Below are 15,809 nucleotides of genomic sequence, written 5' to 3' on the forward strand. Positions count from 1 at the left end.
AATTTTAACGGTTTTCTGCCCCTAAATTGCCCTTATGGCGCCCGATGGTCCGTGGCGAGCGAGCAGTCTGTCGCTGAGGATTTAAGTTTATGGCATCGAACAGGATGAGCGCCGACCGTGTGCGGCTCCTTCGGCTTCTCGCCGTCAGTCTCGCCTTCTCCGGCCTCGCCGGCTTCAGCCCGGCCCGCGCGCAGGCGCCGCAGGAAGACACCAATCCGCTGAACTCGGTTCTCGGCTTCATCGGCATGCAGTTCGACAAGGACCGCGAATCGATCGATTATCGGGCGCGGGCGCCGATCGTCGTGCCGCCCCGCACCGATCTGCCGAAGCCCAAAGTCGCCTCGCGCGATGCGTCCTGGCCGAGCGATCCCGATATCGGCGAGCGCCGCCATGCCGCCGCCGAAGCGCAAAGGCCCGCGCCGCAGCTGACGCCGCAGGCGCGCGTCGAATTGTCTCCGGCGGAACTCGCTGGCGGCGTCGGCGGCCACGCGACCGACGCGCCGCGCGCGGCGGAGGACGATTGTCAGCCGGGCGCCGGCACGCCGATCTGCCTCTACACGCCTTGGAAAGCGCTGCAAAGCATGGTCGGTCTCGGCGGCGGATCGTCGCCCGACAAGGTCGATCCCGGCGTCGAGCCGGATCGCCGCTATCTGACCGAACCGCCAATTGGCTATCGCAAGGCGACCGCCGCCGCCGCGGCGACCATCGACGCGCCGAAGGATCAGCCGGACTCCAGCGACGCGCAGGCTTATAACCGCTCGCAACGGCACAAGAGTTCAGTCGACGAATGAGATTCTGCTAGCGTCGGCGACGCCGACGCTATGGAAGCCAATCGCGACGACCGCCGAAATCGGCGGCTGGCGCTTCACGCGCCTGCCCTGCGCCGCCTTTTTGCGATCGCGGCGCTCCCAAGCGAGCCTTGATGTCGCCCCGCCTCAGCCCCTCGACGCAGGCCAAACCGCGCGGCGGCCTTGCTAAAGGACGGCGCCCTTTCTAAGTTTGCTTTGCCTCCGCCGCTCCCCTTCCGTCGATTTGGGGGCAAGGGGCGCGCGGCCGAATTTCAGAAAGCGGTGTCCCGATGTCCTTCGCCCCTCCCCAAGCATCTTCCCTCACGCCATCGGCGGAGGCGCCGGCGAAGCCTAGCGGACCCGTGATCGGCCAGGCGAAACTCGCCAATGGCCTCGAGATCGTCGTGATCCCCGATCACCGCTCGCCGGTGGTGACGCATATGGTCTGGTACCGCAACGGCTCGGCGGATGATCCGCTCGGCAAGTCGGGCATCGCCCATTTCCTTGAACATCTGATGTTCAAGGGAACCAGCACGCATCCCCAGGGCGAATTTTCCCAGCTCGTCGCCGATTCCGGCGGCCAGGAAAACGCCTTCACCTCCAATGATTACACCGCTTATTTCCAGCGCGTCGCGCGCGACCAGCTCGCCGTCTGCATGGAATATGAAGCCGACCGCATGAAGAATCTGGTGCTGACCGACGAAATCGTCGCCCCTGAGCGCGAAGTCGTTCTCGAAGAGCGCCGCATGCGCACCGATTCAGACCCCTCCGATCAGCTCAACGAGGCGGTGCAGGCGGCCCTTTTCACGCAGCACCCCTATGGGCGGCCGATCATCGGCTGGAACCATGAGATCGAGAGCCTCGACCGCTCCGATGCGCTCGCCTATTACGACCGTTTCTATACGCCGGAGAACGCCATTCTCGTCGTCGCCGGGGATGTTTCGACGGAGGAAGTCGTCGAACTCGCCGAAAAAATTTACGGGCCGATCCCGGCGCGCGGCGAGCCGCCGAAACGGGAGCGTCCGCGCGAGCCGGAGCAGCGCGCCCATCGCCTTGTCACGCTGGCCGACGAGAAAGTTGAGCAGCCCGCGCATCATGGCGTCTATCTGGTGCCGTCCTATCATACGGCGGCGCCCGGCGTCGCCGAGGCGCTGGAAGTGCTTGGCCATCTGCTTGGCGCCGGCCACACCAGCCTTCTGTTCAAGAATCTCGTGATCGATCAGAAGATCGCGGTCGGCGCGGGCGCGCATTATCTTGGCTCGGCCGTCGACGATACGCGCTTTTATGTCTACGCCGTGCCGGCGGAAGGGGTCTCGCTCGAGCGGCTTGACGCTGCGATCGACGAGATCATCGCGCGCGTCGCGGCCGAAGGCGTCGATGAAGCCGATTTCAAGCGCGCAAAGACCCGCCTGATCGCCGACGCCGTCTATGCGCAGGACAATCAGGCCTCTCTCGCGCGCTGGTATGGCGCGTCGCTGGCGACAGGCCTTTCCATCGAAGATGTGACGCAATGGCCGCAGCGCATCGACGCCGTGGCGCGCGAGGACGTGCGCCAGGCGGCGCGGCTGCTCGACAAGAAGCGCAGCGTGACCGGCTTCCTTCTGTCGGCGCCGGCCGGAGACGAAGCTCCGCGCGACGGGCTCGAAGCGGCGCTGACCGCCTGAAACCTATCCTCTTTTCGGCCGAAGCCCGTCGGGCGCGGCCGCTGGAATCTTGTAAATGACACCGACCGCAGCCCTTGAAACGCCTGCCCCGCTCAAGCCAGCCGAATCCCGTTCACGCGCCGCGCAGGTGCAAAAAATTGTCTCCAGTGGCGGAGTCGAAGCCTGGCTCGTTGAGGATTACGCCGTTCCGCTCGTCGCCGTTGAATTCGCCTTCAAGGGCGGCGCGTCGCAAGATCCTGCGGGCAAGCCGGGTACGGCCAATCTTCTGTCGGGGCTGCTCGACGAAGGCGCGGGTCCCTATGACGCCGAAGGCTTTCATCGCGCGCTGGACGAGGACGCGATCGAACTCTCCTTCTCCGCCGATCGCGATAATTTTCACGGCCGGCTGCAGACTCTCTCGCGCAATGTCGCGCCGGCCTTCTCGCTGATGCGGCTCGCGGTCAATGAGGCGCGGCTTGACGACGAGCCGTTCAAGCGCGTGTCGTCGCAGATCGCCGCCAGCCTCAAGCGGGAAGTCAATGATCCCGACCATGTCGCGAGCCGCGCCTTCCGCGAAAAGGCCTACCTTGGCCATCCCTATGGACGGCCCGTGCGCGGCGACCTCGACGTGCTGCCGACCTTGACCCGCGACGATCTTGTCGATCTCCGGACGGCGGTTTTTGCGCGCGAGACGCTGAAAATCGCCGTCGTCGGCGCGATCGACGCTGAGGCGCTGAAGCGCCATCTCGACGATGTGTTCGGCGCCCTGCCGCAGGCGGCGGGGCTGATCGCAACGCCCGAGGCGGAGTTCAGCAGCCTGGGACAGCGCTTTGTCGTCGACGTGGACGTTCCGCAATCGACAATCCGCTTCGGCCGGCCGGGCCTCGCCCAAAGGGATCCCGATTTCTTCGCGGGCATGGTGGTCAACCATGTGCTCGGCGGCGGCGTCTTCTCGGCGCGCCTGTTCCGCGAGGTGCGCGAAAAGCGCGGCCTTGCCTATTCAGTCTATTCGCAGCTTCTGAACTACGACCATGGCGCGATGCTCTATGGCGGCACTTCGACCAAGAATGAGCGCGCCGCCGAGTCGATGGCGGTGATCGAGGCCGAAATCCGCAATCTGTCCGAGGTCGGCCCGACTGAGGAAGAACTCGACAAGGCGAAGAAATATCTGATCGGCTCTTATGCGCTGCGCTTCGACACGTCGACCAAGATCGCCTCGCAGCTGCTTCATCTGCAGACGGACGGTTTCGACGTCGATCAATTGGACGAGCGCAATCGCCGGATCGCGGCGGCGACCATGGAGGACGCCAAGCGCGCCGCCAAGCGCCTGTTCGGCGACGCCAGCCTGCTGGTGGCCGTGGCGGGACGCCCTGTGGGGATGTAGAGCGGCCGGCCGCGAGGCGTCTCGGCCTGGTGGAACGTTAGCAATCCCATGGCGCGCAAGAAAATTGCGTTCGAATCGCCTTTCCCGACGCCGGCGTTCGAACCGGAGAGCCGGGCGGCGCTGCGGAAAGCGATGGAAGAAGCGCGGCGTTGCGGCCGCGACGATCTGTGGCGCGAGGCGCTCCGAAAGCTTTGCGCGCTTGATGGAATAGACCTTAGCGATCCGCTGCATTGCAGTTTTTATGAAACGCTCGGCGCTTATGAACAGGCGCTGACCGAGAAAAATGGGCGCACGACGCGCGCCAGCCGGACCCGGCAAAAAATCAGAAACAAGGGAATCGTCGGCTGCCTCGAGGATTGGGCTCTGGCGCCTGCGCCGACCGAGGGGTTCGAGATGCTGATCCGAACCGGCCGGGCGGAGCTGACCGGCGAATTTCTGCTGCTGCGATATCCGGATCGATTTTCGGACAAAGCCGTCGCCGCCGCCAGAGCCCGGCTCGAACGCGCCGGGATCGATCCGCCTTCGCCAGCGCCGACTCGACCGAGAGACTGAAAAGCTCAAGGCCACGCCTTCACATCTGCTTTGCGCCCTCGCCTTCGCCGGGAATCGAAGCGTCGCCCGCGCCGAGCGGGCGTTGCATCAGCACCGTATCGATCCATTGGCCAAGTTTTCGCCCGACCGAGCGCAGCGTCCCTCTATGCGCGAAGCCGAGGTTCTTGTGCAGGGCGATCGATCCTGCATTGCCGCTGTCGCCGATCACGGCGATCATCTGCCGCCATGGGCCCGCCTCGCAGCGTTCAATGAGCGCTGCGAGCAGCATCGTTCCAACGCCGCGTCCGCCAAGGCCGACAGCGACATAGACCGAATCCTCGATCGTATGCCGATAAGCGGTTCGCGCCCGATATTCCGCAGCGTAGCTGTAGCCGACGATTGTCCCGTCGAGCGCCGCAATAAGAAAGGGCAGGCCTTGTTCCAGCGCGGCGGCGCGGCGCGCGGCGAATTCGCCGATTGTGGGAGGCGTTTCCTCAAACGTCGCGAGGCCATGCAGGACGTGATGGGCGTAGATCGCCAAGGCCGGCGCCATATCCTTCTCATCCGCGTCGCGGATGATGAGCCCGCAACCCGGCGGCTGACCCGGCGCGAAGGTGGATCTCTCCATCATTCGCCTTTGACGGGCAGCCCCTGGGGCAGCGCGAAGACGAGCAGAGCATCGCCCTGCGGATAGCCCCAGATCGCGCTGCCGCCGGCGGCGACGGCGATATATTGCCGGCCGCCGATCGCATAGGAAATCGGCGGCGCATTGACGCCCGCGCCGCAGTTGAAACGCCAGAGCAGCGCGCCGGAGGCGGCGTCGAAGGCGTCGAAAAATCCATTTCCCTCGCCGGTAAAGACAAGTCCGCCCGCCGTCGCCAGCGCGCCGCCGACCAAGGGCTGCGGCGTTTGATGGCTCCAGAGAATCTTGCCGTTTTGCTTGAGATCGAGCGCGGCCAGGACGCCCCAATTCGGAGCAATGGCCGGCTCGGCGGTGGTATAGGCGACGGGCGGCTTGCCGTCATGCGCCGGAAGAACGGCGGTCTTGAATGTCGTCGGCAGATGCATCGCCGCGACATAGGCGATCCCTTTGGCCGCATCGACGGCGGCCGGCGACCAATTGACCCCGCCGCCGACGCCGGGGGCGATCGTCACCCCTTCGGGCGTCGGCGCCGTGAATAGATTGTCCTGCGGGACGAAGGCGTCCGATTTGAACAGAAATTTGCCGTCGCGCCGGTCATTGACGAAATACCAGCCGAGCTTGCTCGCCTGACCGACGGCGGGAATGATCTTTCCGCCGATCTCGACGTCGAACAGCGAAGGCGGGCTCGCGACGTCATAGCCCCAAAGATCATGCGGCACTTGCTGGAAATGCCAGCGCAGCTTGCCGGTCTCGACATCCACCGCGACGAGCGAGACGGTGTAGAGATTATCGCCCGGCCTGCCGTCGCCGGTCGCCTGCGGCGAGGGATTGCCGATGCCAAAATAGAGAAGGCCGAGGGCCGGATCGAGCGCTGGCGTATGCCAGACCGTGCCGCCGCCGGTGCGCCAGGCGTCGGGAAATTGCGCCATATCGGCTTTTTCGCGCGAAATATCGCGCGGCAGCGGGACGCCATAGGCGGTTTTTTCGACGAAATCGCCTTCCCAGCCCGCTTGCGTCGAATCGAATTGCCAGATCCTGTCTCCCGTCGCCGCGTCGAAGGCGGCGAGAAAGCCGGAGCTCCCATATTTGCCGGCGAGGCCGACGACGGTGCCGAGCGGCGCGCCGGGGCGCTCGCTTTCCAGATGCAGCCCATAGCCGACGCCGGTGACGCCGATGAACACCTTGCCGTCGTAATAAAGCGGCGCGGAATTGGCTCCGACGCCGCTCTGGCCGGTGGCGGCGCGCGAGCCGGCGCCGGCGATGTTGGCGAGCGCGGCCTTATCCTCGGCCGTGCCGGCGTCCGGCGCGGCGAGCAGAACATTCCAGACGATCTCGCCCGATTTCGCGTCGAGCGCGATCAGGCGGGCGTCGACGGTTGCGACGAAAACCTTTCCCTCGCCCAGCGCGACGCCGCGATTGGCCGGGCCGCAGCAAAGTTTCTGCGCCGGCAGCTTGTGCTCATAGCGCCAGATTTTTTCGCCCGTGCGGGCGTCGATCGCCGAAACGCTGGAAAAGGGTTCGGAGAGATAGATCACCCCGTCCGACACGAGCGGGGTCGCCTGAAAGGTCGCCGCCTTACCGGTCTGGTAGATCCATTTCGGAACGAGAGTCTGGACGTTCGCCGTATTGATCTCGCTCAGCGGCGAAAAGCGCAGATTGGAGAAGCTGCGCCCATTGGTGAGCCACTCGTCTTGATTGGCCTCCGCCGCCAGGAGATCGGCGGATGTGACCTCGGCGGCGAGGACGCAATCGGAACGCGCGGTCCAGGAAACGGACAGGCCAAAGCCGGCCAAGACCAAGGCGGCGGCGCGAAACAGGCGATGGCGCAACGGCTCCTCCCTCTCAAGAGCCGTTAGTCTAAGGGCGCATCGCTCGCGCGCCAACTCATTGATGAAGGCACGCGAGCGCAGACCGGCGAGCGGAGCGGGATCGGACGGAGCGCAGAAATTTAATTCCGGCGAGCGAGGGAGCGCAGAAAGCCCTCATATTCCTCGTTCAGCTCCATGTCGACGGCGGGGGCCATTTTCAACAGCATATTGGCGGTGAACGCCTGATCGTTGCGGGTGTCTCCGAGCGCTTCGCGCAGGACGGGAACATTATCCTCGATGTGCTGCAGGAAGGCGACGCCCTTTTCCAGCGTCTCTGTCCAGCGCTCCCGCGTCCATTTGGCGAGCGGATACATGATCTCATGGATAAAATTCGAGTTTCGCGCCTTCTCGAAGAAGCGCAGCCCCGTGCTCCAGTTTTCCTTGGAGCGGAGCGGCGGCGGCGGCAGATCGGCGGCGAGCAGCTTCTTGCCGGCCTGGCCGGTGAAATCTTCCAGCGTCTCCGGATTGTCGATTTTCGAACGAAAATGCCACAAAGCGGACGCGCCGGGGAACTCCGCCCCCATGCTCTCGATGAGCGCGGCCTCGACCTTATCCACCGCGGCTTGATCCCCTTTCAGGGCCGCCGTCATGCAGAACGCGAAGATGGCGTCATTGCCGACCTTCTGCACCCCGGCCGATTGCAGCTCTTCGGCCGACAGCGTCGGCGTTTTCCCGTCCGCCGGAATTTGCGCAAGGCCCGCCCGTTGCGCGGTGATAAAGGCGGTGATTTCCAGCCAACCCATGAAATTTGCGATGAAAGCGTCGGGATCCACATGCACAATCGCCAGATTGAGCGGCTCCTTGCGCTTTTTCAGTTCCGCCATGTCCGTCATGAATCGATCCTCGAATAGGTGCTCTAATCGTTTGCGGCGGGGGCCGACGCCGCTCCGCCGGGACGAAGGCGTTCCCGTGCGAAGCCGCGGGCCTTGCGCCCCGCTGGCGCGAGGCCGGGGTCGGCCGTGCGCGCTGATCGGGGACAAAGCGAAAATGGAGCCAGACCGGCGCGGGCCGCAAAGCGCGGCCGCCGCTGCGCCTTATTGTGGGTAAACGGCCGGGCGCGCGGGCCAATGAGGCTCGCCCCAAACAAGACTTGCCCCAATCGAGGCTTGGCGTGCGATAATCCTTGTCCGATTCGCTCCAGCCCGAAGCGATCTCAGAGATTTACGATGCCCGTCCGCCGTCTCGATCCCGTCTTGATCGACCGCATCGCCGCGGGCGAGGTGATTGAGCGTCCCGCGTCCGCGCTGAAGGAGCTGATCGAGAATGCGCTCGACGCCGGGGCGCGCCGCATCGACGTCGCAATCGAGGCGGGCGGCCGCAAGCTGATCCGCGTCGTCGACGACGGCTGCGGCATGGCGCCGGAGGATCTCGACCTCGCGGTCGAGCGCCACGCCACCTCGAAGCTGCCGGAAGGCGATCTCTCTTCGATCGAAACGCTCGGATTTCGCGGCGAAGCTTTGCCTTCGATCGGCTCGGTCGCGGCGCTGGAGATTTTTTCGCGCGCGATGGGCTCCGCCGTCGGCGCGCGCGTCAAAGTCGATTGCGGCGTCAAGGAAGGGCCGGCGCCGGCGGCGCAGCCGCAGGGCACGCGGGTCGAAATCCGCGATCTCTTCGCGGGAACGCCGGCGCGGCTCAAATTCCTGCGCACCGACCGCGCCGAGGCGCGGGCCAGCGCCGAAATCGTCGAGCGGCTGGCGATGGCGCATCCGCAGGTGCGGTTCGGCTTCGCCTCAAGCGATGTGCGCGGCTTCGATCTTGCCGCCTGCGCCGATTCGCCCGAGGGGCGGCTCACGCGCTTTTCCGCCGTTCTTGGCAAGGATTTCCGCGACAATGCGCTTTTTGTCGAAGCGGAGCGCGAAGGCGTGCGCCTGCAGGGCTTCGCCGGCCTGCCGACCTGGCATCGCGCCAGCGCCGCCGCGCAGCATGTTTTCGTCAACGGCCGGCCGGTGCGCGACAGGCTGCTGCTCGGGGCGGCGCGCGCGGCCTATATGGATTTTCTCCCGTCCGGCCGCCATGCCGCTCTCGTTCTGTTCCTGACCTGCGATCCGCGCGAAGTCGACGTCAATGTGCATCCAGCCAAGGCCGAAGTGCGCTTTCGCGATCCGGGCCTCACTCGCGGTCTGATCGTCGGCGCGCTGAAACAGACGCTTGCCGACGCGCAGCATCGGGCCAGTCCGGTCAATGGCGCCAGCGCGCTCGATGTTTTGGCGCGGCGCGGCCCTGGATTTTCCGGCGCCGGCGGCCCGGCAAATTGGGACTGGCGCCGATCCCCGGCAAATCCTGGGTTTGATGCGGCGGCTTTGGCTGGCTTCGCAGAGGCTCCGGCGGCCGCCTTTGCGGCGGTCGAAAGCCTCGCCGCCGATACGCGCGCGAACGCGGCGGCCCCATCGCTCGAAGATCTGGAGGCGCCGCTCGGCGCCGCGCGGGCGCAGATCCATGAGACCTATATTGTGTCGCAGACCCGCGACGGGATCGTCATCGTCGATCAGCACGCCGCCCATGAGCGGCTGGTCTATGAGCGGCTGAAGGCGGCCCGGGCGGGGAGCAAAGCGCCGCGGCAGGCGCTGCTCATTCCGGCGATCGTTGAACTGGCGCGGGCGGAGGTCGAGGCGATTCTCGACGCCGCGGTGCTGCTCGCCGAATTCGGCCTCATCATCGAGCCCTTCGGCCCCGGCGCCGTCGCCGTCACCGAGACCCCTGCCTTGCTGCAGGACCCGGACCCGACGCGGCTCGCGCGCGATCTGGCCGCGGCGCTCGTCGAGGATGATGGCGCGGCGGCGCTGGAGCGCCGCTTCAATCTCGTGCTCGCGACCATGGCCTGCCATAACAGCGTGCGCGCCGGCCGGCGCATGCGGCCCGAAGAAATGAACGCCCTTCTGCGCGACATGGAGCGCACGCCGGGCTCAGGTCAATGCAACCACGGCCGCCCGACCTATGTCGAACTCAAACTCGCCGACGTCGAGAAGCTGTTCGGGCGAAGATGACGGCGCCGCTACTGCGCGTCCGGCGCGGGCGGCAGATAATCGTACTTCAGAAACTTCTTAAAAAACGCCGCCGGAAACGAGCAGGAATAAGAGCCCTCGACATAGGCTCCGAGCGCATAGGCGTCGAAGCCGATCGTCGCCTTCGACGCCATGAAACTCCATTCCTTCAACTCGGCGACGCTGACCGCGATGGCTTTTTCCAGCGCCGCGATATCCTCCGCGGAAAGCGTCACATCCGGGAGTTTTTCGTGCTTTTGATCCTTGATCTGCGCGAGGCAGGAGTCCTCGAGCGGCTGTTTGGCCGCCTCCTCGAAGATGTCGGCGAAGGCGAGTTCACGGCCTGAAGCCAGATCGATGGCGAAATTCGATGTTTCCGTATTGCCATGCGCGCCGCCCGAATAATCATAGAGCTCGGTATGGCCGGAGACGAACTTTTCCGAGGCGAAGGGCGCCGAGACCTCCAGCCAATAGGAATAGGTCTGGCCGTCGCGAATATCCTTGTCGCGGACGGGCGGAACCTCATCGAGCAGCGCCTGGACCTTTTGATTGAAGAGGATTTCGCCAGGCCGCTTCGGGTCAACGAATTTCAGCGCCTCGACATTGATGTCATATTCCCGGGGCTTGCCGACATGCTGGATGAACAGCGGCGCAAAGCCCGGCGGCGCTCCCGGCCCGCTTTGCGGCTCTCCGGCAAGAAAGGAGCGGCGGTCATCCGTCTTTTCGACAAGACAGCTGTCGACGGCTTTGCCTTCCTCACTGACGCAAAGATTGGCGCGTTGCTCCAGCCAGCGGCGCTGCGAAATCAAAAGCGCCTGCCGATGCTCCGGCTTGAGGCTCGCCGCCAGACCGTCATAGGTCTTTGTCATGGCCTCGTCCGCGGCGAGGGCGGCCGGATTGGCGCAGATCGCCGTCTCGATCGGCGTGTTCGCCTTGGCGCAGTCTAAGGCGCGAGCGGGCGCGGCGACAAGCCAGGCGGCGGTGAGGACCGAGATTGTCAGCCCAATGCGCACAGGCGTTTCCTTTGGATGGCGATGATTTTGGACGAGCCGGCGCAAAATCATGAAGCGTGATCGAGTCCGAAGAGTTGGCGCGTGACGCCGATCTTTCGACATCATGCCGAGGCCAGCGTGACGTCATCTCACACGCCGCGCAAGAGTCTGCCGGCGCTTGCTTGCCTGAAACTTGAACTCGGCGCCGCCAGCATGGATAAAGGCGCCGCGCCGCAGGTTTCGCCGGCGCGCAGAGGATCTTGCGTGGCGAAAACTGTTCTTCTTCTGGGCTCGGGCGGACGCGAACATGCGATCGCGCTGGCGCTCTCGAAAAGTCCGCTGCTCGGCCGCCTGTTCGCCGCGCCCGGCAATCCGGGGATCGGCGCGCTCGCCGAGCTTGCCCCGCTGGACATCGCCGATTTTGACGCGATCCTCGCCTTCTGCAAGGCGAAAGGCGTCGATCTCGTGATCGTCGGCCCGGAGGGGCCGCTGGTCGCCGGCCTCGTCGATGCTTTGGAGGCCGGCGGCGTCAGAGCGTTCGGCCCGAGCGCGGCGGCCGCGCGGCTCGAAGGCTCGAAGGCTTTTGCCAAGGAATTCTGCGCGCGCTTCTCCATTCCAACCGCCGCCTTTGGCCGCTTCGAGGCGCCGGCGCCGGCCAAAGCCTATGCAAGGGAAAAAGGCGCGCCGATCGTCGTCAAGGCCGATGGCCTCGCCGCCGGCAAGGGCGTCATCGTGGCGATGAGCCTCAGCGAGGCCGAGGCGGCGATCGACATGATGTTCGAGGGCGCCTTTGGCGCGGCCGGACAAACCGTCGTCATCGAGGAATTCCTGTCCGGCGAAGAAGCCTCCTTCTTCGCGCTCTGCGACGGGACACATGCGGTCGCCTTCGGCTCGGCGCAGGACCACAAGCGCGTCGGCGAAGGGGATACCGGCCCCAACACCGGCGGCATGGGCGCCTATTCGCCGGCGCCGATCATGGACGCGGCGATGAGCGCGCGGGTGATGGCGGAGATCATCGATCCGACCATGAAGGGCATGGCCGAACTCGGCGCGCCATTCCGAGGCGTGTTGTTCGCCGGGCTGATGATCGGCGCCGATGGACCAAAGCTCATCGAATATAATGTGCGCTTCGGCGATCCGGAGACGCAGGTCATTCTGCCGCGGCTTGAGGATGATTTGCTGACGCTGATCATCGCATGCGTCGAAGAGCGCTTGCCGCAAGCCGCGCTTCCCCTGTCGCCGCAGAGCGCGCTGACCGTCGTGCTGGCGGCGAAGGGCTATCCCGACGCGCCAGCAAAGGGAAGCGAGATCAGGGGGGTCGACGAGGCTGCGGCCACGCCCTTTGTCACCATCACCCATGCCGGAACAAAAATTGTCGACGGCCGCCTTGTCGCCGATGGCGGCCGCGTGCTGAACGTCACGGGAGTGGGCGAGGATATCCGCGAGGCGCAAAGCCGCGCCTACGCCGCCGTCGCCGTGATCGACTGGCCGGGCGGATTCTGGCGCCGCGACATTGGCTGGCGCGCCTTGAAACTTTTCAGCGGAGGCTCCCGTAAAGCCTGACATGACGGCGAAGACGCCGTTGGTTCAGAAAGGGATCCGCCATGAAATTCAACCGTTCGGCTCTGGCCGCTACATGCCTCGCCGCCGCCCTTGGCTTCTCCGCCACAGCTTCCGCCGAAATGACCAAGATGGTTGGCGGCGCGGCGATGTATCCAAGCAAGAACATCATTCAAAACGCCGTCAATTCGAAGGACAACACCACTCTTGTCGCCGCGGTCAAGGCGGCCGGCCTTGTCGACACGCTGGAGGGCCCCGGCCCCTTCACGGTTTTCGCGCCGACCAACAAGGCGTTCAACAAGCTTCCGGCCGGCACGGTCGAAACCCTGCTGAAACCCGAAAACAAGGGGCAGCTGACCGGCGTTCTGACCTATCACGTGCTGCCGGGCCGCATCACCGGACAGGATCTTGCGAGCGCGATCAAGCAGGGCGGCGGCGAGGCGACGTTCAAATCGGTGCAGGGCGAACCGCTGGTCTTTTCGGAAAAGGGCAAAGCCTTCGAGATCACCGATTCCAAGGGACGCATGGCGCGCATTATTATCGCGGATGTCATGCAGTCGAATGGCGTGATCCATGTGATCGACGAGGTGTTGCTGCCCTGACCTGAAGATCCATGCAAAACGATAGGTCCCTGTAGCGCGTTGTTGTATTCGTTCTATTGTGACAACGCGCTACAGCGCGCTCAATCCCGCTGTTGTATCGGGGCGCATTGCGCAAAAACGATCTGCGTATCGCCATATTGCCGGGCATCAACCCTGTTGAGGCCCGGCGGCAATGCGACCTCCGCTCCCGCCGCCTCCTCGATGACAACCAGCGCATCCGGCGCGAGCCAGCCGCCTGACAGAAGCGAGGCGAGCGCCGGCGGCGCGAGGGCGTTCCCATAAGGCGGATCGAGAAAGGCGAGATCGTAGCGCTCGCCGTCTGGCGCGGGTCCGAGCTTGCGCGCATCGCGGCGCAGAACGCGGGCCCGATCGGCAAGCTGAAGCGCCTCGATATTGGCGCGCATGACGGACAGGGCCTCCGCGCCCTGATCGACGAGCAGCGCAAAGCCGGCGCCGCGCGAGAGCGCCTCGATCGCCAGCGCGCCGGTGCCAGAAAAGACGTCGATGACGCGGCTGCCCTCCTGTGGGCGCCCGTAGGCGTGACCCAAAATATCGAACAGGCTTTCACGCAGCCGGTCCGCCGTCGGCCGGATCGCGCGGGACGGGCCGGGGCCCTTCAGCGGACGGCCCTTGAGCTGGCCGCCAACGATTCGCATGGCTGTTACGGCCTTTTGCTCGGGCCGCGCGGGCGCGAATTGCCAGGGGCGCCTTTACTGGGACCGCCTTTGCCGCCAGGCCCGCCTCTGCCAGGTGCGTTCCTGCCGGGGCCCCCCTTGCCGGGGCCACCTTTTCCGCGAGGAGGCCCGGACGGTTTTGCGCCCGCGCGCGGGCTGCGCTCGGCCGATTTGCCGCCGCGCGCGCCGGCCGCGCGTTCGGCTCCCTTGCGGAAATCTCGCGCCGTTTCGCCGGCCCTCTCGCTTCGCGCCGCCTTGTTGCGGGGCGCGGCTGATTTTTCGTCGCGCCGCTTTGCGGCCCGCGCCTCAAAGCGCTTCGGGCCGCGCGCGGAGACGGAGCTTTCGCGCTCGTCTGCGTTCGCCGCCGCGCCAGATCGCCCGCCTGCGCGGTGGGGCGCGCCTCTCGGATGCGAACGATCCTTCGTCGAACGCGGCGCCGACGCGCGCGCTCCTTCGCCGCTGTCTGCGCGCGGAGAACGGTCGCGCGGGCGATCGTCGTCGCGCCGTCCTACCCCAAAAGCTTTTGCGGGAGCGGCTTTGCCGCCGGGCGGCCGGTCGGCGCGCGCGGGCGTCGCCCTTTTGCCGCGAGGCTCCGTTCCCGCGCCGGCGCTCTCGCGCTTCTTGCGGTCGTCTTCGGCTCCGCCGGCGCGATCGGGGCCGCGCCGTCTCCCGCCGCCATCGGCGGCAGCGCGGTCACGCAGGCGCGGAGGCGCCTCCTCCCGCGCTTGGCTGCGCCCTGCGCGGCGATCGCGCTCGGCGCTTTCTCTGGCTGGACGCGGGCCCGCCGTTTTTGGCCGTGGCGCGGCCTCCTCGCGAAAATTCACCTTTGCGGCGACGCGGCGCTCGACGGCCACCGCCCGGCCGCTGCGATCGGCCGTTTCGCTGCGTTCAATTCGCGTGCGGCCGGCGCCGGGTTCGGACGCTTCCGCGCGGAGCGACGAAATATGTTTGCGCGGGCCGGGCGCGGGCTTGTTTTTCCGCGGCTGAGCCGGGTCGAAGGCGGCGGGGTCGGGGCCGCGCCGGCGCGCAAGCAGACCGGCGCCTGCCGGGCGGCCGCCGCCTTCGGCCTTGCGAAACGGGCCGCTGTCTCTGCGCGGCCTTTCCTCGTCGCGAAAGGCCTTTTGATTGCGCAGGGATTTCTGGCGCGGCGGGCGCGGCGCCGGCTCTTCGGGCGGCGGCGTCAGCGCGTCTCCGGCCGGCCCGACAAAATCCACCGCGGCCGCCTCAGCGAGCGCGGCGCCGAGCTGGTCGCGCAGCACGCGGGTGCGCACCTCTTCGACTTTGCCCTCTTCAAGGTCGGCGAGCTGGAAGGGACCATAAGAGAGCCGGATCAGCCGGTTGACCTCAAGGCCGAGATGTTCGAGCACGCGCTTGATTTCGCGATTCTTGCCTTCGCGAAGGCTCATGGTGAGCCAGCAATTGGCGCCCTGGATGCGGTCGAGCGTCGCCTCGATCTGCGCGTAATCGACCCCCTCGACCGTAACGCCCTGGCGCAGCCGGTCGAGCGTCGGCTGATCGATGCTCCCCTTGGCGCGCACGCGGTATCGCCGCGCCCAGCCGGTCGCGGGCAGTTCGAGCACGCGCGCGAGGCCGCCGTCATTGGTGAGCAGCAGCAGCCCTTCGGTGTTGATGTCGAGCCGGCCAATGCTGACGAGGCGAGGCGCTTCGGGCGAATGCTCCCGCACATAATCGAACACGGTCGGGCGCCCTTCCGGATCGTGCTCGGTGGTGACGAGGCCGCGCGGCTTGTGGAACAGGAACAGGCGGGTGCGGGCGCGTTCGGCGAGCGGCGCTCCGTCGATCAGAATAACATCGTCCGGACCGACATTGATCGCCGGGGAAATCAGAATCGCGCCGTTCAGGGCGACCCGGCCTTCGCTGATCAAGGTCTCCGCGTCGCGGCGCGAACAGGCGCCGGCGCGGGCGATGACTTTGGCGATCCGCTCCGGCGCGGCGTCCGGGGCTGCCGCGTCGGCCTGCGCCTTCGCGGGCCGCGGTTTTTCGACAAGGGGAGCCAATCTTGTCCGTGGCCGACGGGCGCCCTGAGAGGGGCGGTCTTTGTTTGAAGCATCGCGCATGCGCTCCAATAGCAGACTCCGTCTCCAAAGGGGAGCAATAGGCGCGTAAAAGCTTTGGCGCGACG

At 66.0% G+C, this 15,809-nt stretch carries 13 protein-coding genes; 7 read left to right on the plus strand and 6 right to left on the minus strand.

Annotated elements, in window-relative coordinates:
* Positions 1–89: 89 nt before the first annotated feature.
* The 4 genes from MSIL_RS20280 to MSIL_RS20285 all read left to right on the plus strand — a co-directional run bounded on the left by MSIL_RS20280 (position 90) and on the right by MSIL_RS20285 (position 4,367).
* A complete protein-coding gene (locus tag MSIL_RS20280; RefSeq protein WP_012591848.1) occupies positions 90–791 on the plus strand; it encodes a hypothetical protein in 702 nt (233 codons plus the stop codon).
* Positions 792–1,078: 287 nt separating this feature from the next.
* The gene (locus tag MSIL_RS14555) at positions 1,079–2,452 is read left to right on the plus strand and encodes a M16 family metallopeptidase (RefSeq protein ID WP_012591849.1); all 1,374 of its coding nucleotides are present in this window, start codon (positions 1,079–1,081) and stop codon (positions 2,450–2,452) included.
* A gap of 55 nt (positions 2,453–2,507) precedes the next feature.
* Positions 2,508–3,815, plus strand: coding sequence for a M16 family metallopeptidase (locus MSIL_RS14560; RefSeq protein ID WP_012591850.1), 1,308 nt, complete (start codon positions 2,508–2,510; stop codon positions 3,813–3,815).
* 48 nt (positions 3,816–3,863) lie between these two features.
* A complete protein-coding gene (locus tag MSIL_RS20285) occupies positions 3,864–4,367 on the plus strand; it encodes a hypothetical protein (protein ID WP_012591851.1) in 504 nt (167 codons plus the stop codon).
* Positions 4,368–4,386: 19 nt separating this feature from the next.
* Here the strand turns inward: MSIL_RS20285 and MSIL_RS14570 are convergent, their stop codons facing one another.
* The 3 genes from MSIL_RS14570 to MSIL_RS14580 form a co-directional block, all read right to left on the minus strand.
* On the minus strand, positions 4,387–4,974 hold the full coding sequence (locus tag MSIL_RS14570; RefSeq protein WP_012591852.1) for a GNAT family N-acetyltransferase: 588 nt from the start codon (positions 4,972–4,974) through the stop codon (positions 4,387–4,389).
* On the minus strand, positions 4,974–6,818 hold the full coding sequence (locus tag MSIL_RS14575; protein WP_012591853.1) for a pyrroloquinoline quinone-dependent dehydrogenase: 1,845 nt from the start codon (positions 6,816–6,818) through the stop codon (positions 4,974–4,976). Before MSIL_RS14575 ends, MSIL_RS14570 begins: the two co-directional genes overlap by 1 nt.
* A 119-nt stretch (positions 6,819–6,937) precedes the next feature.
* Positions 6,938–7,690 (minus strand): hypothetical protein, encoded by a 753-nt coding sequence (locus tag MSIL_RS14580; RefSeq protein ID WP_012591854.1) that lies wholly within the window; start codon positions 7,688–7,690, stop codon positions 6,938–6,940.
* Between the two features lie 333 nt (positions 7,691–8,023).
* Here MSIL_RS14580 and mutL point away from each other — a divergent pair, with 333 nt between their 5' ends.
* Entirely contained in the window at positions 8,024–9,841 is a 1,818-nt protein-coding gene (gene mutL / locus MSIL_RS14585) for a DNA mismatch repair endonuclease MutL (RefSeq protein ID WP_012591855.1), read from the plus strand.
* 8 nt (positions 9,842–9,849) lie between these two features.
* Here mutL and MSIL_RS20290 read toward each other — a convergent pair whose 3' ends face one another.
* Complete coding sequence (locus tag MSIL_RS20290; protein WP_012591856.1) at positions 9,850–10,851, minus strand: lysozyme inhibitor LprI family protein; 1,002 nt, start codon at positions 10,849–10,851, stop codon at positions 9,850–9,852.
* A 192-nt stretch (positions 10,852–11,043) separates the two neighbouring features.
* On the opposite strand from MSIL_RS20290, the gene purD reads away from it, so the two are divergent.
* Complete coding sequence (purD, locus tag MSIL_RS14595; protein ID WP_012591857.1) at positions 11,044–12,393, plus strand: phosphoribosylamine--glycine ligase; 1,350 nt, start codon at positions 11,044–11,046, stop codon at positions 12,391–12,393.
* Positions 12,394–12,434: 41 nt separating this feature from the next.
* Positions 12,435–12,992 carry a fasciclin domain-containing protein gene (locus MSIL_RS14600; protein WP_012591858.1) on the plus strand — a complete coding sequence of 186 codons (558 nt, stop codon included), beginning with the start codon at positions 12,435–12,437 and terminating at the stop codon, positions 12,990–12,992.
* An 80-nt stretch (positions 12,993–13,072) separates the two neighbouring features.
* Here the strand turns inward: MSIL_RS14600 and rsmD are convergent, their stop codons facing one another.
* Together rsmD and MSIL_RS14610 are read right to left on the minus strand one after the other, a co-directional pair.
* Positions 13,073–13,648 carry a 16S rRNA (guanine(966)-N(2))-methyltransferase RsmD gene (gene rsmD, locus MSIL_RS14605; RefSeq protein WP_012591859.1) on the minus strand — a complete coding sequence of 192 codons (576 nt, stop codon included), beginning with the start codon at positions 13,646–13,648 and terminating at the stop codon, positions 13,073–13,075.
* A 5-nt stretch (positions 13,649–13,653) separates the two neighbouring features.
* Positions 13,654–15,684, minus strand: coding sequence for a pseudouridine synthase (locus MSIL_RS14610; protein WP_012591860.1), 2,031 nt, complete (start codon positions 15,682–15,684; stop codon positions 13,654–13,656).
* Positions 15,685–15,809 lie beyond the last annotated feature (125 nt).

The organism is Methylocella silvestris BL2 (assembly GCF_000021745.1).
Lineage (GTDB): Bacteria > Pseudomonadota > Alphaproteobacteria > Rhizobiales > Beijerinckiaceae > Methylocapsa > Methylocapsa silvestris.